Genomic DNA, 24,230 nt, shown 5'->3' on the forward strand with positions numbered 1-24,230 from the left:
TACGGCAAGGACTGAGACAACAGCCGCTTCGGCGGCCTAACGAGCAGAGACACACATGTCCGATACCCTGGAACGCGTCCGCAAGATCGTCATCGACCACCTGGACGCCGATCCGGAAAAGGTCGTTGAAAAGGCCAGCTTCATCGACGACCTGGGCGCTGACTCGCTCGACAACGTCGAACTGGTCATGGCCTTCGAGGAAGAATTCGACATCGAGATTCCGGATGACGCCGCCGAACACATCCAGACCGTCGGCGACGCCGTGAAGTTCATCGACGAGAAGCTGGCCGGCTGATCGCCTCCAGCCCGATACGGCTCTGATGGCCGCCGTGGCGTCCCCTGGCGGGGCCGCCCGGCGGCCATTACTGTTTAAGGTCAAGATTTTGAGTGAAGGAGCGCGCATGCGCCGCGTCGTCGTCACGGGCCTCGGTCTTCTCACCCCCCTCGGCTGGGGGGTGGAGCACAACTGGAAGGGCATCGTCGAAGGTCGCTCGGGCATCGGCCCGATCACCAATTTCGACGCCACCGGCTGGGGCTGCACCATCGCGGGCGAGATTCCGTCCGTGGACGGTCGCGGCGGCGGCGTCCCCGGCGAGCCGGGCGTGTTCGACCACGAGAAGGTCATGTCGCCCAAGGACCGCAAGCGGGTCGACGACTTCATCGTCTACGCCATCGCGGCCGCCGACGAGGCCCTGGCCGATGCGAACTGGAAGCCCGAGAGCGACGAGGACCGGGAGCGCACCGGCGTCATGGTCGGCTCGGGCATCGGCGGCCTCGGACCCATCGCCGACACGGCCATCATCCTCAAGGAGCAAGGCCCGCGCCGGGTCAGCCCCTTCTTCATCCCGTCGGCCCTGATCAACCTGACCTCGGGCCAGATCTCTATCCGTCACGGGCTCAAGGGGCCGAACCATTCGGTGGTCACCGCCTGCGCCACCGGCGCCCACGCCATCGGCGATGCGGCCCGGATGATCGCCCTGGACGACGCCGACGTCATGGTCGCGGGTGGGGCCGAGAGTTCCATCGTGCCGATCGGCATCGCCGGCTTCCTTGCCTGCAAGGCGCTGTGCACCGCCTTCAACGACGCGCCCGAAAAGGCCAGCCGTCCCTACGACAAGGACCACGCCGGCTTCGTCATGGGCGAGGGCGCCGGCATCATGGTGCTGGAGGAATACGAGCACGCCAGGGCACGCGGCGCGAAGATCTACGCCGAGGTCGTCGGCTATGGCATGTCCGGCGACGCCTACCACATCACCGCCCCGTCCGAGGACGGGGAGGGCGGCCTGCGCGCCATGAAGGCGGCGCTGAAGCGGGCCGGGATGCAGCCGTCGGATCTCGACTACGTCAATGCCCACGGCACCTCGACCATGGCCGACTGGATCGAGCTGCGCGCCATCGAGCGGCTGGTCGGCGATCATGCGAAGGATCTGGCCGTCTCCTCGACCAAGTCGATGACCGGCCATCTGCTCGGCGCGGCCGGCGCCATCGAATCGATCTTCAGCGTCCTCGCCATCCGCGACCAGATCGCCCCGCCGACCATCAACCTCGACAATCCCGAGCAAGAGACCGCCATCGACCTGGTCCCGCACAAGGGCAAGCCGATGAAGATCGATGTCGCCATGTCCAACAGCTTCGGCTTCGGCGGCACCAACGCCAGCGTCATCTTCAAAAAGGTGGGCTGATGTCCGGACGTTTTCGGGGAGCGGGGGCTCCGAAGGCCGGTCGATCCAGATCCGGCGGGGTTACGGCGATGCTGGCCGCCTCGGCCACCTTCAGCGTCTTCCTGATCGTCGCCATCGTCGCCGCCTGGAGCGTCTTCTACGCCCCGGGACCGGCGGCGCGCGAGGGGGACTCCACCATCGTCACCCTGCCCAGCGGGGCGGGGGTGAGCGCCATCGCCGCCAATCTGAAGGCCGCCGGGGTGATCCGGTCGACCGACATGTTCAAGGCCGCCGCCACCCTGACCGGCGCCGACCGCAAGCTGCGCGCGGGAGAGTATGAGGTGCCGGACAAGGCGTCCTTGCGATCGGTGCTCGTGTTGCTGGTCGAGGGCAAGGTGGTCCGCCACTACGTCACCCTGCCGGAAGGCTGGTCCTCCGCCCAGGCCGTCGACATCCTGATGAACCAGCCGCTCCTGACCGGCGAGATCCCCACCGTGCCCGAAGAGGGCTCCCTGTGGCCCGACACCTATGAAATCAGCCGGGGAGAGACCCGCGCCTCGGTCATCGCCCGCATGACCACGGCCCAGGCCGACAACCTCGCCCGCCTGTGGGCCGGGCGCTCGCCGCGCACCGTGGTCCGCAGCCCCGAGGACGCCGTCATCCTCGCCTCGATCGTCGAGAAGGAGACCGGGGTGGCCGCCGAGCGGCCGCGCGTCGCCGCCGTCTTCTCCAACCGCCTGCGCATCGGCATGCGGCTGGAGAGCGATCCGACCATCGTCTACGGCATCACCCGGGGCCGGCCGCTCGGCCGCGGCATCCGCCGCTCCGAGCTGGACCGCCAGACCGCCTGGAACACCTACCAGATCGACGGACTGCCCCCGACGCCCATCGCCAATCCGGGCCGCGAGGCCCTGGCCGCCGTGTTGAACCCGCCGCCCTCGGACGAGCTGTTCTTCGTCGCCGACGGCACCGGCGGCCACGTCTTCGCCCGCACCTTCGACGAGCACCTCGCCAACGTCGCCCGCTGGCGCGAGATCGAGCGGCGCAAGGCCGGCCTGCCTCCCGGCAGCCCACCGCCCGCCGTGCCCGGAACCGTCCCCACCGTGCCCAACGCCGATCCCGACGCCGCCGGAGCGCCCCAAGGGGTCGTCGTGCCCGCCGGCGCGCGGGTCATCCGCGTTCCCCAAACCTCCACCCGACAGACGGCGCCGGCGCAATGACCACGATCAGCGGCATGACAGGCTTCGGCCGGGCCGAGGGCGCGGAGGGCGGCTGGACGTGGTCGGTCGAGGCCCGCTCGGTCAACGGCCGCAACCTCGAGGTCCGCTTCCGCGGCCCGCCCGGCTTCGACAGCCTCGAACGCGCCGCCAGGGCCTCGGCCCAGAAGCATTTCAGCCGCGGCCAGGTCACCGTCGGCGTCCAGGCCAAACGCGCCGACCCCGGCGCCGCCGCGCTCAGGGTCAACGAGGACATCCTCGCCCGCTACCTGACCCTCGCCAACCAGCTGGCGGAGGAGGGGGCGACGCCGCCCTCCGCCGACGGCCTGCTGGCCCTGCGCGGCGTGCTGGAAGCGCCCGAGGAGGACGAGGATCCCGAGGCCCGCGCCGCCGTCGAAACCGCTATGGCCGCCTCGATCGACGCCGCCTTCGACGCGCTGCAGCTGTCCCGCGACCGGGAGGGCTCCCAGCTCCTTCCGCTGGTCACGGCCTTCATTGACTCGGTCGAGCGCCTGATCGCCGGCGCGGAGGTCGGGGCCGCCGCCCAGGTCGAGGCCATCCGCGACCGCTTCACCCGCCGCATGACCGAGCTGGCCCCCAACCTGGTGGAGACGGGCGCCCCCGCCCTGCAGGAGCGTATTTTTCTCGAGGCCGCCGCCCTCGCCACCCGGGCCGACGTGCGAGAGGAGCTCGACCGCCTGACCGCCCACGTCGCCTCGGCCCGCGAACTGTTGCGGCAACCCCCCGCCGGGCGGAAACTCGACTTCCTGATGCAGGAATTCATGAGGGAGGCGAACACCCTCTGCTCGAAATCGGCTACCACGGCGCTCACCGGAATCGGCCTCGAGCTGAAGGCCGTCATCGAGCAGCTGCGCGAACAGGTCCAGAATGTCGAATGAACGCACGCCCCGTCGCGGCGTCCTCCTGATCGTCGCCAGCCCGTCCGGCGCCGGCAAGACCAGCCTGTGCCGCCGCCTGATGGCCGACCACGGCGGCCTCGAACTGTCCATCTCCATGACCACCCGCGGCATCCGCCCCGGCGAGGTCGCCGACCGCGACTACCATTTTGTCGACGACGCCGAATTCCAGCGCATGGTCGAGGCCGACGCCTTCCTCGAATGGGCCGACGTGCACGGCAGCCGCTACGGCAGCCCCCGCGCCCCGATCGACAAGGCCCTGTCCGAGGGCCGCGATGTGCTGTTCGACATCGACTGGCAGGGGGCCCGCGACATCGCCCGCAAATGTCCCGAGGACGCCGTCCGCGTCTTCATCCTGCCGCCCAGCCTCGAGGAACTGCGCCGCCGCCTGGTCACCCGCTCGCAGGACGCCGAGGAGGTCATCGACCGCCGCATCGCCAACGCCAAGGGCGAGATCGAGCACTGCGGCGAGTTCGACTACGTCTTCGTCAACGACGACTTCGACCGCTCCTACGCCGAACTGGCCCACATCTACCACGCCGAACGCTCGAAGCGTTTCCGCAACGTCTGGGTCGACGCCTACAAGACCGCCCTGCTCAACGAGGCGGTCTGATCCGGCATCTCCGGAATGGCGCCTCGACAGCCGGGGCGGGTGCATAGCTTTGCGATTTCAATCGACCTGCGCCGCGTAAGCGGAGTCCGCCGGGTGTCGGAAGCGAAAGTCCAGCAACACAACTGCAAGTCGAAAACTCCCATGCTTAAAAGCAAAGCTATTGGGATTTATTGGGTTTTTTTGCAGTAGCGCTGAACCGAATTCCCGCCAAACACGGTTACGCCCCTCGGCGAACAGTCGCCGGAGTGAGGATGGCGATCGCCGTCCGAGAGGGAGATTCAACCATGCCTACCACTAGAGTGACGTTCACGACTTCGGAAGTCGGGAACGGGAGCAACAACGATTCAGGGACGCTGGCCAACCAGGATGGCGGCGCGGCTGTCCGCCTGCAGAATACAGACGGCTCCGGCGTTCCCACAGGCAGTGAGATACGGGTCGGCGACGAGGATTTGCATCTGGTCGCCGGTGATGGGTCGTTCTTCGACGTACGCGACCTCGTCTCCGGGGCCGCGCGCGGGGCTCTGTTCTCCACTGTCCGTCTCGGAACCAGTGGTGTCGACAACGTCCTGGGCGGCGACCTGAACGACTTCATGGCCGGCGGGCTAGGCGACGACCTGCTCCAGGGCGGGCTCGGCGACGACTTCCTCGTCGGCGGCTGGGGCGCCGATGTCCTGACCGGTGCTGGAGGCGATGACACATTCATCGGCGGTGCGGGCAACGACCGGATCGACGGCGGCGTGGGCATCGACACGGTGACCTTCGAAGACTCGACCGCGGGCGTCACGGTTCGTCTGAACGGCGGGGCCACGACGGACGGCCTCGGTGGAACGGACACCCTGTTCGGCATCGAGAATGCAATCGGCACCGCCTTCAACGATACCCTGGTCGGCAACGGCGTCGACAACGTCCTGAACGGCGGGGCCGGCGCCGACTATCTGCTCGGGCTCAATGGCGACGACGTGCTGATCGGCGGTTCGGGCTCGGCCAACACCCTGCAGGGCGGTGGCGGCAGCGACCGCTACGTCGTGACCGCCAACGACACGATCATTGAAGCCGCGGGCGAAGGGCTCGACACCGTCGAAACGACCATGGCCCGCATGCGCCTGACAGCGAACGTCGAGAATCTGACCTTCACCGGCACGGGCGGATTCACCGGCATTGGCAACAGCGGCCACAATACGATCCGGGGCGGCGAAGGCCGCGACGTCCTGATCGGTCTCGGCGGCAACGACACCCTTGTCGGTGGCTCGGGCGAGGCCAACGAGCTCTACGGCGGCCTGGGGGACGATGTCTACGTCGTCTCCGCCAATGACACGATCGTCGAACGGGACGGCGAGGGTGTGGATGCGGTGCTGACCACCAACAGCACCTTCATACTGGCGGCGAATATCGAGAACCTCGACTTCACCGGCGAAGGCGCCTTCACCGGTCAAGGTAACGCCAGCGCCAACGTGATCCAGGGCGGCGCCGGCGACGACACCCTCACCGGCCTCGGCGGCAACGACACCCTGATCGGCGACGCCGGCGACGACGTCGCGGTGTATCTCGGGAATCGCGCCGACTACACCATCGAGCTTACGCTCGACGGCTATCGGGTCACCGACAACACGGCCGGTCGGGACGGCGTCGACCTGCTGATGGAGATCGAGCGGGTGCGCTTTGCGGATGGCGAGACCGTGATCCTGGCCGACCTGTTCCCGCCCACCGCGCCCGCCGTCCCTGCCAGTTCGCTTGGGATGGAAGGATCGTCGACCTGGGCCGACGACATCCTCTCAGGCGGCTAGGCGGTTTTTGGCGTCGAGGACCGGACCGATCAGGATTTCAGTCCCGGCGCCTGACCGTCAGTTGGCATGCGGGGGAGGACGCCCCTTGACCCCGCCCCAACCCTCCCCATCTCCGCCCCCTGTTCCAACAATGAAAGGAGGTGGTCGAATGTCTCATTGTCTCACGCCGCGCGCGGCCCGTCGGATGAGCCCGGCCTCCCCTCTGGCGGGGTCTGTCGCCTGACGAAGCCGTTCGCCGGCTGACAATGGAAGGGCCGCTCCCCCGGGGGGCGGCCCTTTTTCTGGTCTATTCCGGAACAACCTTGGCCGCGTGGACCGGCCCTGCTTCCGGCCGCCGCGCCTCATCCCTTCGGTTCCGCCGGGTCGCCGTGATCCATTCCGCTCTCGCCCAGGCGGCCTGGCCCGCCGGCGGCGCCCCCGCCAACTGGCGCTCCCAGACGCCGAGCAGCAGGGCCAGATCGATCAGATATCCCAGACCAATCCTGGCGGAGGCCGCCGCATATTGCGAGAACGCCGGATCCAGCAGTTTGACGATATGCGTCAGAACCGTCAGCGCCAAGGCCGCGGTTGCGACGATGGGCCACCAGCGGTCCGATCGGAAACATAGCCAGCCGAGGATCAGCAGGCAGACGCAGTCTTCGATCGTGGCGGCCAGATGGAAGCCGCCGACCTGCCATTGGTAGGTCAGGCTGGAGAGCAGGAAGTTGAGGAGCAAGACGCCCGCGGCGAGCCGTTCCGGGCTCCCGCCCCGGAGCCAGGCGACGGTGTAGGCCCCCAGGCTGAGCCACAATCCGCCGATCTGCCAGGGCGTCATGGGATGCAGATCTCCGCCATTTTGCCCGGGCGGGTCTCATCCCTTCGGTTCCGCCGGGTCGCCGTGAGCCAATCCGCTCTCGCCCACGCGGCCGCCCCCGCCGGCGGCTCCCCCGCCAGCCCGCGCTCGAAAACGCTGAGCAGCAGGGTCAGATCGATCAGATACCCCAGACCGACGTGGGCGGAGGCCACCGCGTACTGGGTGACGGTCGAATCCAGCAGCCGGGCGAAATACATGAAGACCATCAGGGCCAGCGCCGCGGTTATGCCGAAGGGCCACCAGCGGTCCAGCCGGATGCACAACCAGCCGAAGATCAGAAGACGCACACAGTCCCCGGCCATGTGCAGATAGAACCCGTCCGCCCCCCACCTGTAGGTCGCGCCCCAGAACAGACAGGCGAAGAGCAATACGGCCGCGGCGAGCCGCTCCGGCCGGCCGCCCCAGACCCAGGCGACGGCATAGGCCACCAGGCCAAGCACCAGTCCGGCGACCTGCCAGGGTGTCGGTGTCACGTGATGCCATCTCCGCCGGCTCGCCCCGGACGCCGCGCCGATGTCATACCGCGCCCGACCTGTTGTGGCGGATCATCGACGGGCGGAGAGGGCGCCGCAACCCCTCAACGGCCTTGATCCAGCGCCTTCGCCAAACGCAGGAATCCTGCCCCGTCGATCACCTCCGCCCGCGCGTCCGGTTCGATCCCGGCCGCCTCGCACAGGGCCGCGCCGCCCAGCGTCTTCAAACTGGACCGCAGCATCTTCCGCCTCTGTCCGAACGCCGCCGCCGTGACCCGCTCCAGACGCTTCAGCGTCTCGCGGTCGGGCCGGTCCGCCTTCGGGACCAGATGCACCACCGCGCTCGCCACCTTGGGCGGGGGGGTGAAGGCGGCGGCGGGCAGGTGCATGACCAGCCGCGCCTCGCACACCGCCTGGGCGATCACCGCCAGCCGGCCGTAGGCGTCGTCCCCCGGCGCGGCGACGATGCGTTCGGCCACCTCCTTCTGGAACATCAGCGTCAGGGCGTACGGCAGCCACGGCCCGGTCAGCCATTTGATCAGCAGGGCCGTGCCGACATTGTAGGGCAGGTTCGACACCACATGCGCCGGGGCGGGTTCGACCAGTTCAGCCTCGCGCACCTTCAGCGCGTCGCCCTCGACGACCACCAGCCGCCCGGAGCCGTCGTCAAGCTCGGCCAGCAGGGGCAGGAAGCGCGGATCCTTCTCGACCAGCACCACGTTGCCGGCGTCGCTCTCCAGCAGCGCCCGCGTCAGCCCGCCGGGCCCGGGCCCGACCTCGATCACCGCCCGCCCCTCGAACGGCCCCGCCAGCCGGGCGATCTTGCGCGTCACATTGAGGTCCAGCAGGAAATGCTGCCCGAAGCTCTTCTTCGCCAGCAGGCCATGGGCGTCGAGGGTTTGGCGCAAGGAGGGGAGGTCGGTCACAGGGGTGCCTTACCGCGCCGCGCGCGCCGCCGCCATCTCCCCGGCCAGCTTCACCGCCGCGATCAGGCTGTCCGCCCGCGCCACGCCCCGGCCGGCGATGTCGAACCCGGTTCCGTGGTCCGGCGAGGTGCGCACGACCGGCAGGCCCAGCGTGGCGTTGACGCCGCCCCAGAAGTCCAGCGTCTTGACCGGGATGAGCGCCTGGTCGTGGTACAGGCACAGCACGGCGTCATAGCCGGCGCGGGCCTCGTCGTGGAACAGGGTGTCGGCGGGCAGGGGGTCGGTGATCGCGACGCCCTCGCCGCGCAGCGCCGCCGCCGCGGGGGCCAACACCTCGATCTCCTCCAGCCCCAGGGCGCCGCTCTCGCCGGCGTGCGGGTTCAGCGCCGCCAGCGCCAGTCGGGGCCGGGCGATGCCGAAGTCGCGCCGCATCGCCTCGTGCACGACGCGGGCGGTGCGGATCACCCGCTCGGCGGTGACCAGCTCAGGGACCTCGGCCAGCGCCACATGGATGGTCACCAGACAGGCGCGCAGGTCCTTGGCCGTCAGCATCATGACCGGGCCGCGCGTGCCGCTGAACGGTGCGTCGGCGGTCAGTTCGGCGATGAACTCGGTGTGACCGGGAAAGCGGAAGCCGGCCGCGTACAGCGGGGCCTTGGCGATCGGGGCGGTGACCATGCCCGAGACTTCGCCGCCCATGGCCAGGTTGACGGCCTGCTCGATCCAGTCGGCGACGGTTCCGGCGTTGGCGGGGTCCGGCCGGCCCGGCTGGACCGGCGCCGGCAGGGGGGTGTCGAGCACCGGCACGGCGCGGGAGAACGCGCCGGCGACGTCGGACGGCGCGGCCACCGTCTGCACGGGGATTCCCTGCGCCCGCATCAGGGCGGCGTCGCCGATGACGACGAAGGTCCGGTCCCCGTCCCTGAGCGCGGCCCAGGCGCGGGCGATGATCTCGGGTCCAACGCCCGCCGGCTCGCCCATGGTCAGGGCCAGCGGCGGGCCGGCGGTCACTGCTTGAACTCGATCAGGGCGTCATCGCGCAGGTCGCGCATGTAGCGGCGCGCCAGGGTGGCCAGGTTCTGGCGGAACAGCTGGTTCTCGACCGCGCGCTGGTCCGGCGCCTGGGCGCCGCCCGCGCGGCGCCCGCAGACGCCCAGCAGGTGCAGGCCCAGCGGGGTGCGCACCGGGGTGCTGACGGTTCCGACGGCGGCCGATCTGGCCACCTGCTGGAACTGCGGGGCCAGGTTCTGCACATCGGCCTCGCCCAGGTCGGCGCCGAGCAGGCCCTGCTCCGAGGTCGCCCGCTGCAGCATCGTATCGCAGGTCAGCTGCGGCCTCAGGGCCTCCAGCCGCTGCGCCGCCGCCGCCACCTCGGCCTCGCTCGCCGTTTCCGGCAGCTCGATCATCACCTGTTTCAGCTGCACCAGGCTCGCCGCCGCCCCATCCCGCTTGTCCCGCATGTAAATGATATACACGCCCCCCTCGACCGGAATCGGACGAGAAAGCTGACCAGTTTCAAGCTGTTCCATCGCAGCCTGCAGGGTCGGATTGATTGTGCCCGCGACCACCCAGCCGGCGTCGCCGCCGCGCGTCGCGGAGGGCGCTGACGAGAACTGCTGGGCCACCGCCTGGAAAGGCGCGCCCTGGACCATCTGCTGGACCAGCTGGTTGGCGCCGTTCATTGCGGCCTGTTGTCCGCCGACACGCGCGGCCTCGATGAAGATTTCACCGATCAGGTACTGCTTCTTGGACGCCGCTTCGGACGCCTGCCGCATGGCCGCGTCGATCGCGCTCTTGCTCACGCGGGCCCGGCTCTGGAAGCGGCCGCCGACCAGTTGCTGCCAGCCGATCTGGGTGCGCAGTTGCTCGCGAAGGGTCTGCGGACGAATACCGCCGGATTCCAGGAAGGACAGATAGGCTTGCGGAGTCGCGCCGACCTCCTGGGCCATCGCCGCGATTTCCTGCTCGACCTCTTCGTCGGTGACCCTGAGGTCCTCGTAGTTCGCCAGTTCCTGCGTCTGCAGGCGCTCATCGATCAGGGCGTTCAGCGCCTCCTGCTGGATGGCGGGAATATTCTCGGGCGTCGGCTGGACCTGGGTCATCGCGATCAGCAGCAGCATGCGTTGACGCAGATCATAGCCGGTGATGATGCTGTCGTTGACGGTCGCCAGGACCCCCTCAGCCATCTGGAACTGCGGAGCCGCCGGCGGCGCGGCAGGCGGCGCCTGTTCGGCTGCGGGATTCAGCGTGCCCGCCGCGGCGGGCTGCTGCGGCGCCGTCTGGGCCACGGCCGCTCCGGCCAGGAGGGCGGCGATCGCCACGCCCGTCAAGTAACGCTGAAAACGCATGTCAGTCCTGGTTCCTCAAGCGGCGCAGTCGGTTCGAGCCCGGTTCTGGCGACTTGCGCGCAACCGAAATCGCACGCCGGCCGGCGCCCGTCGCCCCGTCAATATCCTGTACCGCCGAAAGTGGCGAGGGTTAGGCGCACATAAGGACCTTCAGAGGGGCCCGACGGCCTGACGCTCGTATTGTCACGCCGCCAACCCAGCTCGAAACGGAAGCAATCATCGTCGAACAGCAGGCCGATTTCCGATTGGACGAGATAGCCGGGATCGGGCTGTCCAGGCCGCGGCGTACGTTCCAGGTCGGCGATGCCGGAGAAGGCGACGCCCCAGTTCCCGTAAACGAACTGCTGCCCCGCCAGCTGCAGGAATTCGTAGTTGCGGTTGTTCGGCCCGGCCAGCGGGTTGGAACGGTCCAGGATGTAGCTGACCGTGGCCAGGTTCCGCCGCCCCCACCGTCCGTCCACCGCGATCTCGGCGCGCCTCACATTACCGCCCGAGTCGATGGTCGCGTGGCCCCATCCGCGGATTCCGTCGGACGGCGAGAAGTCACCCTGGACAACCCAGTCCGAGGTGTCGGACGCCAGCCCGGAGGGGTCGTAAAGCTGGGCCGGAGCATCCGGGATCGGGACCAGGAACGCCGGCTCCTCATCGGCCCGCAGGCTGCGGCCGATGAACAGGCTGGCCTGTCGGCCTTCGTCCCAGCGCAGGGTGGTCCTTACGCCCGTCGTGAGGCGAAGGCCGCCCTCGTAAAGGTCGTATCCCGGGAAGCGGTCGACGCGGAACAGCGAACTCTCGTCCAGCTCGATCGTCTGGCTGTCCTCATTCGGGATACGTGGATCAAGATCGGGATCTGTCGAGATCGACAACTGGGCCATTGGCTCGAGGATCATGTCCGCCGCGCCGAAGCGCCGGATCAGCGGGTAGCTGACGTCGACGCCGGCAGTGGCGCGGCCCCGGCCGATCGCCTCTTCCTCCAGCCCCATGGCGGGCGGCAGGTCGGCGACCGAGTAGAGGTCGGCGCGCACGTCGACGAACGGCTCCCAGCGTACGCCCGACGAGGAGATCATGGTTCGACGCCAGTCGGCCTGGGCGGACACCCGACGGCTGTCCACTCCGGGCAGGCCGAGGGTCGGGCCCGGCGGGATGATGCCGGGGCGCAGCACCGGGCTGCCGACATAGTCATCGCGATAGAGCGAAACCGCAGACCCTCGCAGGCGCAGACGCCCCCCGAGGATGGGCCCGTCGGGCTCCCATCGCGCCTCGATCAAGGGGGCGACGATCGGCAGCGCCCCGTCGCGTTCGAACTCGTTCAGGGCCGGCGTGACCGGATCGAACCGCACCACGCGGAGGCTCTGCAGTGCAAAGGCCGCGACCGAGACGTAGGACCGGTCGGTCTGGTGCTCGGCGTAGATCTGGCTGATCAGCCGGCGCTGGTCGCCATAATAGAGCCCGTTGTCCTGATAGGGATCGCGCACGTCGTAACGGTCGAACAACGTCTTGTCCGAAGTCCGTTCGGCCGTGAATCCCCAGCGCCATGGGCCCTCGGGGTCGAAGCGTCCATGACCGAGGAAATAGCTGCGGCTGGTGCGGTCGCCGAATTTGACGTTGCTCTCGGCGTCGTCGTCCCCGTCCAGATCGAAGTCCCCGAAGCTGCGCTCATAGGTGTAGCCGCCGCGCAGAACCACCGTCCCGTCCTCGAACCGGCGCCGCCATTGCAGGTTCAGCAGCGGTGCGACCCGGCTGTTGATCTGCGGGCTGATCAGCCAGTCCTCTGACGGCGAGATCACCTGCAGGTACGGCGCCTCGAGGCTGAAGCCGCGTCCCTCGTCGTAGCTGGGGATGGGCACGAGGAAACCCGAGGCGCGTTCGACCGTCGGGTCCGGGTGGGCGAACCAGGGCAGGTAGAAGACCGGAACGCCACCGACCCTGAACACGGCGTTGCGGTACAGCACTGCGCGCAGCTCTTCATTCTGGACGACCTTTTCCGCCTGGATGGCGATGCTCGGTTCCTTCGGATTTCCTTCGGCGTCGCAGATCGGGCAGGGGGTGAAGAGGGCGTAATTCAGTTCGTTGACGTTCTCGCTGCGCCGCACCGCGGTGGCCGCCATCAGGCTGGCGCCATTGCGGAAGCGGGTGGCGAAGTCGACGGCCACGCCGGCCTTGAGGTCGGAATCGAGCTCCAGGTGGCTCGCGAAGATGACATTGCCTTCGGGGTCGACGAACTCCACCCGGTCATCGGCCGTCGCGACCCCGGCGTTGAGGTCGTAGCTCAGCCGGCCGGCGCGGAGCGTCGTGTTCCGGAAGCGGGCCAGAACCCGTTCGGTCCCACCCGCCGCGGTGATCAGATCGCCATCGCGCGAGGCTGTATCGGCCTCCAGATAGAGGGCTTCCGGCGTCAGACCGTCCGGGCCGACGGTCTCTGGAGCCGTGGCCGCGGATCCCTCCTGGGCCTGGACCGCGCCGGTCCACGACGCCAGCGCCATGGCTGCGGCGCCGGCCAGAAGCCGGAGGCGCAGGGCTCCTGTTTCGACGCGGCGGTCACGCGGCATTCAGGCTCACTCGGTGGACGGCGGGAGACGACGGGCGGCTTCGCTTAGCCGTCTTCGGTATAGAACAGCAAGGTGAAGGCGGCGAGCGCCGTCAGCAACGGCGGAAGCCACGCCGCCAGCCACGGCGGGATCACCTCGGCCGAGCCGAAGGCGGACGCGGCCTGGTTCACGAAAAAGAAGCCGAAGCCCAACACCACCGCCGCCAGGCTCATCCGCGCCAGGTCGCCCAGCCGCATCAGGCGCAGGGAGAAGGCGGCGGCGAGGATCGACATGGCGGCGAACATCAGAGGCGTGGCCAGTAGTTGCTGCAGCCGCAGCCGGTAGGCGGTGCTCGAGAAGCCCGCCGCCTCGACCCGTGCGACCTGGGCCGGAAGCGACCAGAACGGCGTCGACTGGGGCCGGGCGAATCGTTCGAATGCCTCGTCGTCGGCGAGGCTGGAGAGCAGGTCGAGGGTCTCGTAACGGACCGCCCGCTGCCCGATCTGTGCGCCTACGGCGTCGACCAGTCGCCAGCGCCCCGCGCTCAGAGAGGCCGAAGCGGCGTCGATCCGTTCGCGGAAGGTGCGGCGCCCGTCGCCGTCGTTGGCGTAGATGAAGAAGGTCACGCCCAGCAGGCGGGCGTTGGCCCGGTCCTGCCGCTCGGCCCGAATGACCATCTGTCGTGTGTCGTCGCCTTCCCGAATCCAGACGGCTTCCGTCGCACTGGTCGAGCCCGACAACCGGGTCCGTTCGCGCTGAAAAATGCCATCCGCCGACGCCGCCAGCGGCCCGAGGGCTGTGACGGTAAGGACGCCGAACAGGAAGGCCGCGCCCGCCGCGGGCAGAACGAACCTCCAGGCCGAAAGACCCGCGGCGCGCATCGCGATCAATTCGCTGCGGCGGTTCAATCCGACGAAGGCGGCGAGGGTGCCGAACAGGAAGACGAACGGCAGGAGCTGGATAATGACCTGAGGCGACTTCAACAGCATCAGGAGGAGAATGCGTACGCCGGAGAGGTCGACATCCGAGCCAATCCCGCGCGAGATCTCGACGAAGTCGATCAGCATGATCAGGGCGGCGATAACCCCCAGCGCAAGGGCCAGCGACCGCGCCTGCTGGACCAGCACATAGCGCTCGATCCGCCCCAGCCGGAGCCATGACGGCGCCCGGTCGGCGGCGCTCATGCGAACCTCGCCTTCAGCCGTTCGAAGGCGGGCCAGGCCCGCCGCCGCCGCGGCTTGAGCGCCCGGAACAGCAGGCGCAAGGCGATCACCGTCCCGACGATCGGCAGCAAGTACTGGAACACATTGAGCCAGCCGTTCCAGGCGCTCGCGGCCACCACGCCGTAGCCGACGATGCGGATGATCAGAAAGGCGCCCGCGACCCGGGCGATGCGCAGGCTGTAGCCGGTCCGGCTGAACTGGCCGCCGAGGATGGCCGACAGCGCCATCGCCATCGCCAACAGGGCGTAGAGCGGCGCCGACAGCCGCGAGTGCGCTTCGGCCATCAGTTCACCTGCCGATCCGACCCGCTCCAGGTCCTGCGGCGAGGGATTGAGAAGCTGGGTCAGATAGAGGTCCGACGGCTTGTAGCGGATCGTGTCCGTCACCTCCGAGTACTGGCCGAGCGGCACATCCTGTCGGCCGAAGGACAGGTGCTCCAGCACGCCCCGGCTGGAGTAGCGCTGCCAGGAACCGTCTATCAGGGTCAGGATCGGCTCGCCGTCGATGCGCGAGAAGCGGGCTTCGGCCGCATCCCAGGTGGTCACCCGGTCGTCCTCGGCCTGGTAGATGAAGATGTTCTTGAGCAGGCCGTTCTGCTCGATCTGCTGGACGTAGACGGTCAGACCCTCGGGACCCTGGACGAACCGGCCCTCCTCGACCAGCAGGGCCGCCAGGTCCGTGCGCACCGCGAAGGCTTCGGCGCGTGCCTGCCGCTGCGCCCACGGTTGCAGCACGGTGGTGACGATCAGGGTAAGGACGGCGGCGATGGCCGCGATGCGCACGGCGGGCCGAATCGCCGACCAGCGGGTGACCCCCGACGCGAAAACGGCGGTCAGTTCCTGTTCCCGCTGCAGGCGGGTGAGGGCGATAAGGGCGCCGACGAACAGGCCGATCGGCACGATCACCGCCAGAAGTTGAGGAACGGCGAGCAGGGTCAGCTTGACCATGACCCAGACGCTCTGGCCACGCTCGACAATAACCTCGAGTTGATCGAGGCTCTGGCTCAGGATGCCGATTCCGGCCAGCGCCGCGCACGCTCCGACGACGGGGCGGGCGATCTGGCGAAAAAGATAGCCTTGAATCAGCGTCATAAACGGAGGAAATCGCCCGTTGCAGGCGGCGGCTGGAACGCCTCTAATACACATCCACGCGCGTCGGCGACAGGCGCCGCGCGCGACCCTTGTAAGCATGTCCGGAACGCGCAATTCCGGCTGGAGTAGCCCATGAAGATCGAGTTCGTTGCGTCCGCCAGCGGAGCCGAGGTGCTGGCCGTCCTGGTTCACGAGGGCCGGGTCCTGCACGGGACGGGTGGAACGCTCGACACGGCGGCCTCGGGCGCTCTGACCCGGGCGATGAACGCCAGCCGCTTCACCGGTGGTTCGAACAGCACCCTGGTGGTCGCGGCTCCGACCGGCGTCGATGCGGGCACGATCGTGCTGACGGGCGGCGGCGAGGCGGGCAAGTTCGACGATCTGGCGCTGGAGGCCGCCGCCGGCGCCGCCTATCACGCCGTCAAGCTGTCGGGTGCGAAGTCGCTGACCATCGACGCCTACGCGCTGTCGGCCGGCCAGGCCGCGCGCGCCGCCTTCGCGGCCCGGCTGGCCAGCTATCGCTTCCTGAAGTACCGCACCACGTTGAAGCCCGAGAAGACACCTTCGATCGAGACGATCAAGGTCGTCGCAGCGGACGTGAAGGCCGCCCGGGCGGCTTATGACAAGATTTCGCCCGTGGCCGACGCCGTCGAATTCTCGCGCGATCTGGTCAGCGAGCCCGCCAACGTCCTCTACCCCGAAGAGTTCGCCAAACGCGTCAAGGCGCTGGAGAAGCTCGGCCTCGAGGTCGAAATCCTCGGCGAGAAGGAGCTGACCAGGCTCGGCTTCCGCACCCTGCTGGCCGTCGGCCAGGGCAGTGTGCGCGAAAGCCAGGTCGCCATCATGAAATGGAACGGCGGCAAGAAGGGCGACCAGCCGATCGCCTTCGTCGGCAAGGGAGTTTGTTTCGACACCGGCGGCATCTCCATCAAGCCGGCCGACGGCATGGAGGACATGAAGTGGGACATGGGCGGCGCCGCCGCCGTGGCCGGCCTCATGCATGCGCTGGCCGGCCGCAAGGCGAAGGTCAACGCCATCGGCGTGCTCGGCCTGGTCGAGAACATGCCCGACGGCGCGGCCCAGCGCCCCGGCGACGTGGTCATGTCACTGTCCGGCCAGTCGGTCGAGGTGCTGAACACCGACGCCGAGGGCCGGCTCGTGCTTGCCGACTGCCTCTGGTACACCCAGGAGCGGTTCAAGCCGAAATTCATGCTGGATCTCGCGACCCTGACAGGGGCCATGATCGTCGCCCTCGGCCTCGAATACGCGGGCGTGTTCTCGAACTCGGACGAGCTGGCGAACAACTTCCTCGCCGCCGCGCCAAAGGTCGGCGAGAACGCCTGGCGGATGCCGATTCCGGCGGCCTACGAGCGTCACATCGACAGCCCGATCGCCGACGTCAAGAACACCGGCAACGGCCGCGCCGGGGGCTCGATCACCGCCGCCCTGTTCTTGCAGCGCTTCACCAACGGCGTGCCGTGGGCCCACATCGACATCGCCCCGACCGCCTGGATCAAGGACAGCAAGAGCCCGACCGTCCCCGACGGCGCCGTCGGCTGGGGCGTCCGCACGCTCGACCGTATGGTGGCGGACAGCTACGAGGCGTGACGTTCAGGCGAGTATGAAGTTTCGACCAGTTCCGAACCATTTTGAACACGCCGGAGCGACGATTTTGGCCACTGGCGGCTGAAGATTGCTGCACATTTCGACCGCGTCCATGCTTCGGCGCGCTGCCAACCAGGACGCCGATTCCAACGGGGAAAGAACGTGAGCGCGAGCCCCGGACCCGAAATCTGGTTCTACCACCTTGAGCGGTCGACGCTCGACCAGGTGCTGCCCGGTCTCCTGGAGAAGACGCGCGAGCGGGGCTGGCGGGCGCTGGTTCGCGCCGCCGGCGGAGGCCTGCTCGACGACATGGACGAGCGGCTGTGGACGTATCGGGACGACAGCTTCCTGGCGCACGGCCTCGCGTCGGAGCCTGAGGCCGCGCGTCAGCCGATCCTGCTCACCGACTCCACGGAGAACCCTAACGGCGCTCAGGCGCTGTTCATCCTCGACGACGCAGAGCTTGGCGATACGAAAGGGTTCGATCGATGCTTCATCATCTTCGACGGCAGGAACGACACGGCGCTCGCCGCCGCGCGGGTGCGCTGGAAGACGCTGAAGGACGCCGGAGCCAATCTCGCCTACTGGAAACAGTCGCCCGAGGGACGCTGGGAAAAGGCGGCCTGATCGCCCCGTCCTTGATGGCCATGGCCGCGCTCGCCGCGTGTTCGACACCGGCCTCGGACGCCCCGGCGCCCCGCGCCGTCGAGAAGGCCCAGATGAGTCAGCCGGTCGGCTCCCGCCCGGACAATCCGACGGCCGACCTGTGCCGCGCCGGCGAGATGCAATGGCTGGTTGGGAAACCTAAGACCGACATCCCCGTTCCGGTCGATGTGGTCAACCGCAGGGTGACCTGCACCACCTGCCCCGTCACCGAGGACTATTCGCCCCACCGCCTGAACATCTTCTTCAACGAACAGACCGGGATCGTCGAACAGGTCCGCTGCGGCTGAAGTCACCCACGGAGACGCGCATGAAAATCCCGTTGCTCAGCCTCGCCGCCGCCGGTCTGCTGGCCGCTGCCTGCGCGCCGATCGAGCCCGTTCCGCCGGACGGGGGTCCGTCGCAGTGCAGGGCCGATCAGTACCAGCGGTTCATAGGGCGCAACCGTTCGGAACTGCCCGCGAAGCCGGCCAATGAGACCTGGCGCGTGACCTGCACCACCTGTCCGGTGACGATGGACTACAGCCCCAGCCGGTTGAACATCCTCTACGCACAGTCCACGGGGATCATTCGCGAGGTCAAATGCGGATGAGGAGCGTCTTCCTCGGAATCGGCGGAGTGGCGCTGGCCGCGTGCGCGCCCGTGGCCGGGACGCCGCCGCACGCCGTACCGCAACAGTGCGGCGCAGCGGAGGCCCGCTCGCTGATCGGCTCTCATGTGGGCGCCGTCAGCTTTCCCGCCGGCGCCAACGTGCGCATCGTCTGCACCACCTGCCCGATCACCAAGGACCTGCGTCCTGACCGGCTCAATATCCGTTTCGATCAGGCCACAGGCATTATCAGGAGCGTAGAATGCGGTTGATCGTCATATCCCTCGCCACCGTGGTGGCGCTCGCCGCCTGCACCGAGCAGGCCCCCCCGGCCAAGCCGGCCGGGGACACCCCCCCGCCCGCGTCGTCAGCTTCGACCCCGACCCCTCCGCCGGTGACCAAGGAGCCGACACCGACCCCTCCGGCCGATGCGTGCGGCGCCGCCGAGCGTCAGAACTGGGTCGGCCGCGCACGGTCATCCCTGCCGTCGGCGCCCGCGGGCGCGGTCTGGCGCATCTATGAGACCGGCCAGCCCGTGACCATGGACTTCAGCGCCAGCCGGTTGAACATCGAGATCAACCCCGACACCCAGACTGTGGTCCGTCTCAGCTGCGGCTGATCCTCAGCGCAGTTCGGTCTGGCGCTGCAGCCCATAGAGCGCTTCGTCCATGTCTTCAGCCTTTGCAGCGATGACGGCGCGGGCGTCGCCCAGGGCGCGGTTGTAGAACACCGGGCCAAGGTCGCGCGCGATCTGGTCGAGGATCAGTTCGGCCTGGAGGGATCCGATCTCGACCTCCAGCTCCTCGTGGAGCAGGGCGCGCAGGCGCTCGGCGGCGGCCTGCCGGGCTTCGCGCGACAGTTCAACGGGATTGCTCATGCGACCTCCGCCAGAGCCTCTTCGGCCTGCACCCACGCAGCCTCGGCCGCCTCCAGATCCGACTGGGTCCTGGCCCGCGCCCGCGTCAGGCCCTCCAGCGCCTTGGGATTGCTGACGGCGGCGTTGGCCAGATCGTCGTCTATGCGGGCGATCTCGGCGGTCAGCTGGGCTATCCGCTCCTCGGCCTTCTTCACCGCGTGACGCAGGGTCGAGGGCGAAGGGCCTGATTTCTTGTCGTTCTTCTTCTTGCCCTGTTGAGGCGCGGCGACGGCGGCCGTCTCATCCTTGATCTGGCTCGGCTTCACCGCCGCCTGTTTGGCGCGGTCCAGAACGAACCGGGCGTAGTCGTCCATGTCGCCCTCATACGGCTTCACCGTTCCATCGGCGGCCAGCCACAACCGGTCGGCGACCATCTCCATCAGCGAGCGGTCGTGGGTGATCAGGATCACGGCGCCCGAATATTCGTTCAGGGCATCCAGCAGGGCCCGGCGGCTGTCGATGTCGAGGTGGTTGGTCGGTTCATCGAGGATCAGGATATGCGGCGCGTCCATCGCCACCTGGTTCAGCAGCAGCCGTGCCCGCTCGCCGCCCGACAGGCTGGCGACCGTGGTCTCCTGCTTCTCGTAGCCAAGCCCCCACTGCGCCAGCTTCGAACGGCGGCTGCTTTCGCTCGCTTCGGGCATGGCGCGGCGGATGATCTCCAGCGGCGTATCGGTCGGGTCCATCGCCTCGATCTGGTGCTGGTGGAACCAGCCCACCCGCATCTTGCGATCCCGGTGCAGTTCGCCCTCGGACACGTTCAGGGCGCCGGCGATCATCTTGGCGAAGGTCGACTTGCCGGCGCCATTGACGCCCAGCAGGCCGATGCGATCATCCAGGTCCATGCGCAGGTTCAGATTGCGCAGGATCGGCTTGCCGGGCTCATAGCCGACATTGGCCCGCTCCAGCCGGATCAGCGGCGGCGCCAGCGGGCGCGGTGGCGACGGCAGGATGAAGGGCGCGACGCGCTCCTCGATGGTCGTCGCGACCGGCTGCATCTTGGCCAGCCGCTTCATGCGCGACTGGGCCTGGGCGGCCTTGGAGGCCTTGGCCTTGAAGCGGTCAACGAAGGCCTGGAGATGCGCCCGCTCGGCATCCTGCTTGGCCTTGGCCGACAGCTGCAGCCGGGCCTTCTCGGCGCGGGCCTTTTCGAACTGGTCGTAGTTGCCCGTGTAGAGCGTCAGATTGCGGTTCGCGAGGTGCAGGATGTGGGTGCAGACCTCGTTCAGCATCTCCCGGTCGTGGGAGATGATCAGGGCCGTGTGCGGGTATTTCTTCAACCGCGCCTCAAGCCACAGCGCGCCTTCCAGATCCAGGTAGTTGGTCGGTTCGTCGAGCAACAGCATGTCCGGCTCGGCGAACAGGGCCGCGGCCAGGGCCACGCGCATGCGCCAGCCGCCGGAGAACTCCGACATCGGCCGTTGCTGGTTCTCATGGTCGAAGCCGAGGCCGACGAGGATTTCAGCGGCGCGTGCGGGGGCGGCGTCGGCCTCGATCTCGATCAGCCGGGTCCAGATCTCGCCCATCTCCTCTGGCTCGGCGGTCTCCAGCCGGCCCAGCAGGCTGTGGCGCTCCTCGTCGGCCTCGAGGATGGTCTCGAGCACGCTGACGGGCGTGGCCGGATGTTCCTGGTCCACCGACCCGATGCGCGCCGTCTTCGGCAGGCTGATCTCGTCGCCGCCGGCGGCCAGTTCGCCGAGGATCAGCTTGAACAGGGTGGATTTGCCGATGCCGTTGCGACCGACCAACCCGACCTTGGCGCCGGGCGGCAGGCTGACGGAGGCGTCCTCAAGGAATTTGCGGCCCCAGGCGTTGAAGGTCAGGTCGGTGATCTGGAGCATGGAAACTTCGAGGCCAGCGCGCGTCCCCCAAGCAGCGAGGCGCCGCGCGCCGAGCGATAGGGACACATGAAAAATGGGGCGGTTGGAAACCGGGGAGGGCGCGTCTATAAGCCCGCGACCCTCAATCTCCCAACAAGAAGTCACTCCCATGACCGAACGTACGTTCTCGATCATCAAGCCTGACGCCACGCGCCGCAACCTGACCGGCGCGATCAACGCCGTGATCGAGGCCGCCGGCCTGCGCATCGTCGCCCAGCGCCGCGTCAAGCTGACCGAGGCCCAGGCGAAGAAATTTTACGAAGTCCACGCCGAACGTCCCTTCTACGGCGAACTGGTCGGTCAGATGACGGCCGAGCCGGTCGTCGTGCAGGTGCTGGAAGGCGAAAACGCCGTCGCCCGCTACCGCGAAGTCATGGGCGCCACCAACCCGAAGGACGCCGCCGAAGGCACCATCCGCAAGCAGTTCGCCCTGTCGATCGGCGAAAACTCGGTGCACGGTTCGGACTCGATCGAGAACGCCGGCATCGAGATTGCCCAGTTCTTCACGGAAGATCAGATCGTCGGCTGATCGCGGCTCCAGGACGACCCGAGCGGCCGGCTTACCCGCGGGAAAGCCGGCCGTTTTCGTTCGGGCGGGATGTTCACGGAGTCGGCGGGACGATCTTTGACCGGAACAGCTTTCCGGGCCCGCACGTTCTCGGAAGGCCCTTCTCCCCAAGGAGCTTCACGATGAACAGCACCCTTAAACTCGCCCCGGCCGTCGCCGCGCTGACCCTGCTCGGGGCCTGCGGCACGACCATAGAACAACGCGCCGCGAGCGGCGGCCTGATCGGCGCCGCCGCCGGTCAGGTCATAGGCGGCAACACCAAGTCGACGGTCGCCGGCGCCGCGGTCGGCGCCGTGGCCGGCGCGGTCACCGCGCCCAGTCGTCGGCCCCGCTGACCCCGCGCGTGAAACAGCCCCGGCGGTTTCGCCGGGGCCGCCTCCAGACTCCTAACCTCTCATCCGGGCGCGGCAGAAGTCAGCCAGCGCCTGCGGGTACAACTGGTGCTCGGCCGTCAGCACGCGCTGGCCAAGCGAGGCGGGCGTGTCGCCGGCCAGCATCGGAACGGCGGCCTGGGCCAGGACCGGCCCCTCGTCGACGCCCTCGGTGACCAGATGCACGGTGCAGCCGGCCTCCAGGTCGCCCGCCGCCAGCGCGCGGGCGTGGGTGTCCAGGCCCGGATACTTCGGCAGCAGGCTGGGGTGGATGTTCAACATCCGCCCCGCCCACCGTTTCACCAGCCACGGGGTCAGCAGGCGCATATAGCCGGCCAGGGCGACGACCTCGACCCGGTGCTCGGCCAGCGCCGCGTCGACGGCGCGTTCGTGCGCCTCGCGATCCTTGCCGAACGGGCGGTGGTCGACCACGGCGACGGCGACGCCCTTGGCGCGCGCCACCGCCAGCCCGCCGGCGTCAGGCCGGTTCGACAGCACCAGGACCACCCCGAACGGGCAGTCCTCGGCGCGCGCGGCGTCGACCAGCGCCGCCATGTTGGAGCCGGAACCTGAAATCAGGACGGCGGCGCGGACGCGGCCGGAGCGCGGCTGCGACATCAGCGGGCGGGCGGGGCCGGGTCGCCGACCGAGACGAACGATCCGGCCGGGCCGGGAAACACCACCGGGCTCTCGTAGCCGTCGTCCGATACGGCCGAGACGCCGAAGAACCAGTCGTCGATGACCACGCCGGGCAGCACCATCTCGGTCGCCGATCCCGCCCAGCGGCTGTGGGTCCACTGCGGCGCGGTCGTCGATCGCCACCACACGCGATAGCCCGCGGCGCCGGAGACCGGCTGCCATTTCACCGTCGTATCCGGCTTGACCGCGCCCTCGATGGTGACGCCCAGCGGCGTGGCGGGGGCGTTGGCCAGCGCCGCCATCGAGACGATGTTCAGGCGGGCCACCTGTCCGAGGTAGTCGAAGTCCACGCCGTCGATGGTGTCGCCATAGTGGACGCCGTTCTCGACGCGCAGGTCCTGGTGCTGACGGTCATAGTTCTCGGCGCCCTCGCTGATGCGGACGGCCGGGAAGCCGTGGCGCAGCATCTCGACCTGGTCGCCGCCCCGGCCGTAGCGGTCCGTCCGGTAGATCAGATCCACGTCGAAATTGGTCAGGTAGCGGTCGGCGATGGCGTCGATGAACCGCGCGAGGTTGCGCGACGAGGAGTCGACCTCGCCACCATTGTAGCGACGGCGTTCCTCCTGGGCCTCGGTCTCCACCGTCTTGGTGCCTTCGGAGAAAACCCGCACCCGGGTGGTGTCGCGGACCCCCGACTGGCCCTCCGAGTTGCCGACGATGTCGTTGTTCAGATTGGCCTCGACCCGCCAGCCCTGCGCCTGGGCGTAGTCCGCCAGAATTTTGCCGCCCAGCAGGCCCTGCTCCTCGCCGGAGAGGGCGGCGTAGACGAGGGTGGCGTCGAAGCGGTGCTTTGTCAGCACCCGCGCCGCTTCCAGCACCGCCGCGACGCCCGAGGCGTCGTCGTTGGCGCCAGGCGCGTCGTCGGTGAAATTCATCACGTCGCTGACGCGCGAGTCGATGTGGCCGGAGATGATGATGACGCGGTTCGGGTCGCCCGTGCCGCGCTGGATGGCGACGATGTCGACCACCTCGGTCGGGGTCGGGACGCGGGCGCCGGTGACCGTGTCCGAGGGCGTCACGACGGTCAGGCAGCCGCCGCAGTCGGCGCCGATCGCCTCGAACCGACGCTGGGCCCAGCGGCGGGCCGCGCCGATGCCGCGCGTTTCCGACTGCGTTTCCGACAGGGTGTGGCGGGTGCCGAAGCCGACCATGGCCTCGATGTCCGCGCGCATCCGCTCCGGACGCACCTCGCCCGCGACCTGATGGAGCAGCGCGTGCTCGGACGACGCGGGAGCCTGCGCCGCCGCGGGCCCGGATACCAGCATCAGCCCGGCCAGGGCGATCGACAGCGCGCGCATATCGGCGACC

General features: G+C 68.7%; 26 protein-coding genes. 14 read left to right on the top strand and 12 right to left on the bottom strand.

What is annotated here, in order from left to right; translation table 11 throughout:
- The first annotated feature begins 55 nt into the window (after positions 1–55).
- The 6 genes from VEB62_RS11825 (at position 56) to VEB62_RS11850 (ending at position 6,192) form a co-directional block, all read left to right on the top strand.
- Positions 56–295 (top strand): acyl carrier protein, encoded by a 240-nt coding sequence (locus VEB62_RS11825; protein ID WP_055830235.1) that lies wholly within the window; start codon positions 56–58, stop codon positions 293–295.
- Positions 296–401: 106 nt separating this feature from the next.
- Positions 402–1,682 (top strand): beta-ketoacyl-ACP synthase II, encoded by a 1,281-nt coding sequence (fabF, locus tag VEB62_RS11830; RefSeq protein ID WP_324799724.1) that lies wholly within the window; start codon positions 402–404, stop codon positions 1,680–1,682.
- On the top strand, positions 1,682–2,881 hold the full coding sequence (gene mltG / locus VEB62_RS11835) for an endolytic transglycosylase MltG (RefSeq protein WP_324799727.1): 1,200 nt from the start codon (positions 1,682–1,684) through the stop codon (positions 2,879–2,881). Before fabF ends, mltG begins: the two co-directional genes overlap by 1 nt.
- A complete protein-coding gene (locus VEB62_RS11840) occupies positions 2,878–3,777 on the top strand; it encodes a YicC/YloC family endoribonuclease (protein WP_324799730.1) in 900 nt (299 codons plus the stop codon). Before mltG ends, VEB62_RS11840 begins: the two co-directional genes overlap by 4 nt.
- A complete protein-coding gene (gene gmk / locus VEB62_RS11845) occupies positions 3,767–4,408 on the top strand; it encodes a guanylate kinase (protein ID WP_324799733.1) in 642 nt (213 codons plus the stop codon). The genes VEB62_RS11840 and gmk overlap by 11 nt, the downstream gene beginning before the upstream one ends.
- A 284-nt stretch (positions 4,409–4,692) precedes the next feature.
- Entirely contained in the window at positions 4,693–6,192 is a 1,500-nt protein-coding gene (locus tag VEB62_RS11850) for a calcium-binding protein (protein ID WP_324799736.1), read from the top strand.
- Between the two features lie 286 nt (positions 6,193–6,478).
- On the opposite strand, the gene VEB62_RS11855 is transcribed toward VEB62_RS11850, so the two are convergent.
- From VEB62_RS11855 to VEB62_RS11890, 8 genes are all read right to left on the bottom strand, one after another.
- Positions 6,479–7,006 (bottom strand): hypothetical protein, encoded by a 528-nt coding sequence (locus VEB62_RS11855; protein ID WP_324799739.1) that lies wholly within the window; start codon positions 7,004–7,006, stop codon positions 6,479–6,481.
- Positions 7,003–7,518 (bottom strand): hypothetical protein, encoded by a 516-nt coding sequence (locus VEB62_RS11860; protein ID WP_324799741.1) that lies wholly within the window; start codon positions 7,516–7,518, stop codon positions 7,003–7,005. Before VEB62_RS11860 ends, VEB62_RS11855 begins: the two co-directional genes overlap by 4 nt.
- 104 nt (positions 7,519–7,622) lie before the next feature.
- A complete protein-coding gene (gene rsmA, locus VEB62_RS11865; RefSeq protein WP_324799745.1) occupies positions 7,623–8,444 on the bottom strand; it encodes a 16S rRNA (adenine(1518)-N(6)/adenine(1519)-N(6))-dimethyltransferase RsmA in 822 nt (273 codons plus the stop codon).
- Between the two features lie 9 nt (positions 8,445–8,453).
- Positions 8,454–9,455: a 4-hydroxythreonine-4-phosphate dehydrogenase PdxA gene (pdxA, locus tag VEB62_RS11870; protein WP_324799748.1), complete on the bottom strand. Its 1,002-nt coding sequence runs from the start codon at positions 9,453–9,455 to the stop codon at positions 8,454–8,456.
- Positions 9,452–10,792, bottom strand: coding sequence for a peptidylprolyl isomerase (locus VEB62_RS11875; RefSeq protein ID WP_324799751.1), 1,341 nt, complete (start codon positions 10,790–10,792; stop codon positions 9,452–9,454). The genes pdxA and VEB62_RS11875 overlap by 4 nt, the downstream gene beginning before the upstream one ends.
- A 98-nt stretch (positions 10,793–10,890) precedes the next feature.
- The gene (gene lptD, locus VEB62_RS11880; RefSeq protein WP_324799754.1) at positions 10,891–13,338 is read right to left on the bottom strand and encodes an LPS-assembly protein LptD; all 2,448 of its coding nucleotides are present in this window, start codon (positions 13,336–13,338) and stop codon (positions 10,891–10,893) included.
- A 44-nt stretch (positions 13,339–13,382) separates the two neighbouring features.
- Positions 13,383–14,501, bottom strand: a complete 1,119-nt coding sequence (gene lptG / locus VEB62_RS11885; RefSeq protein WP_324799757.1) for an LPS export ABC transporter permease LptG — start codon at positions 14,499–14,501, stop codon at positions 13,383–13,385.
- Complete coding sequence (locus VEB62_RS11890; protein ID WP_324799760.1) at positions 14,498–15,631, bottom strand: LptF/LptG family permease; 1,134 nt, start codon at positions 15,629–15,631, stop codon at positions 14,498–14,500. Before VEB62_RS11890 ends, lptG begins: the two co-directional genes overlap by 4 nt.
- 132 nt (positions 15,632–15,763) lie before the next feature.
- Between VEB62_RS11890 and VEB62_RS11895 the strand changes: the two genes are divergently transcribed.
- The 6 genes from VEB62_RS11895 (at position 15,764) to VEB62_RS11920 (ending at position 19,107) form a co-directional block, all read left to right on the top strand.
- Positions 15,764–17,239, top strand: a complete 1,476-nt coding sequence (locus VEB62_RS11895) for a leucyl aminopeptidase (RefSeq protein WP_324799763.1) — start codon at positions 15,764–15,766, stop codon at positions 17,237–17,239.
- Between the two features lie 159 nt (positions 17,240–17,398).
- Entirely contained in the window at positions 17,399–17,863 is a 465-nt protein-coding gene (locus tag VEB62_RS11900) for a DNA polymerase III subunit chi (RefSeq protein WP_324799765.1), read from the top strand.
- A 20-nt stretch (positions 17,864–17,883) separates the two neighbouring features.
- Positions 17,884–18,189 carry a hypothetical protein gene (locus VEB62_RS11905; RefSeq protein WP_324799768.1) on the top strand — a complete coding sequence of 102 codons (306 nt, stop codon included), beginning with the start codon at positions 17,884–17,886 and terminating at the stop codon, positions 18,187–18,189.
- 20 nt (positions 18,190–18,209) lie between these two features.
- Positions 18,210–18,491, top strand: coding sequence for a hemolysin (locus VEB62_RS11910; protein ID WP_324799770.1), 282 nt, complete (start codon positions 18,210–18,212; stop codon positions 18,489–18,491).
- 26 nt (positions 18,492–18,517) lie between these two features.
- Positions 18,518–18,760 carry a hypothetical protein gene (locus tag VEB62_RS11915; protein ID WP_324799774.1) on the top strand — a complete coding sequence of 81 codons (243 nt, stop codon included), beginning with the start codon at positions 18,518–18,520 and terminating at the stop codon, positions 18,758–18,760.
- Positions 18,751–19,107 (top strand): I78 family peptidase inhibitor, encoded by a 357-nt coding sequence (locus VEB62_RS11920; protein ID WP_324799776.1) that lies wholly within the window; start codon positions 18,751–18,753, stop codon positions 19,105–19,107. The genes VEB62_RS11915 and VEB62_RS11920 overlap by 10 nt, the downstream gene beginning before the upstream one ends.
- A gap of 3 nt (positions 19,108–19,110) precedes the next feature.
- Here the strand turns inward: VEB62_RS11920 and VEB62_RS11925 are convergent, their stop codons facing one another.
- Positions 19,111–19,365: a DUF2164 domain-containing protein gene (locus VEB62_RS11925; protein WP_324799779.1), complete on the bottom strand. Its 255-nt coding sequence runs from the start codon at positions 19,363–19,365 to the stop codon at positions 19,111–19,113.
- Positions 19,362–21,245, bottom strand: coding sequence for an ABC-F family ATP-binding cassette domain-containing protein (locus VEB62_RS11930; RefSeq protein ID WP_324799782.1), 1,884 nt, complete (start codon positions 21,243–21,245; stop codon positions 19,362–19,364). The genes VEB62_RS11925 and VEB62_RS11930 overlap by 4 nt, the downstream gene beginning before the upstream one ends.
- 148 nt (positions 21,246–21,393) lie before the next feature.
- Between VEB62_RS11930 and ndk the strand changes: the two genes are divergently transcribed.
- Together ndk and VEB62_RS11940 are read left to right on the top strand one after the other, a co-directional pair.
- Complete coding sequence (gene ndk / locus VEB62_RS11935) at positions 21,394–21,813, top strand: nucleoside-diphosphate kinase (RefSeq protein ID WP_324799784.1); 420 nt, start codon at positions 21,394–21,396, stop codon at positions 21,811–21,813.
- A gap of 161 nt (positions 21,814–21,974) precedes the next feature.
- A complete protein-coding gene (locus tag VEB62_RS11940; RefSeq protein ID WP_324799786.1) occupies positions 21,975–22,187 on the top strand; it encodes a YMGG-like glycine zipper-containing protein in 213 nt (70 codons plus the stop codon).
- Between the two features lie 51 nt (positions 22,188–22,238).
- On the opposite strand, the gene purN is transcribed toward VEB62_RS11940, so the two are convergent.
- Together purN and VEB62_RS11950 are read right to left on the bottom strand one after the other, a co-directional pair.
- The gene (gene purN / locus VEB62_RS11945) at positions 22,239–22,841 is read right to left on the bottom strand and encodes a phosphoribosylglycinamide formyltransferase (protein ID WP_324799790.1); all 603 of its coding nucleotides are present in this window, start codon (positions 22,839–22,841) and stop codon (positions 22,239–22,241) included.
- Complete coding sequence (locus tag VEB62_RS11950) at positions 22,841–24,220, bottom strand: M20/M25/M40 family metallo-hydrolase (protein WP_324799794.1); 1,380 nt, start codon at positions 24,218–24,220, stop codon at positions 22,841–22,843. Before VEB62_RS11950 ends, purN begins: the two co-directional genes overlap by 1 nt.
- Positions 24,221–24,230: the final 10 nt, after the last annotated feature.

It is taken from the genome of Brevundimonas sp. (assembly GCF_035626975.1).
Lineage (GTDB): Bacteria > Pseudomonadota > Alphaproteobacteria > Caulobacterales > Caulobacteraceae > Brevundimonas.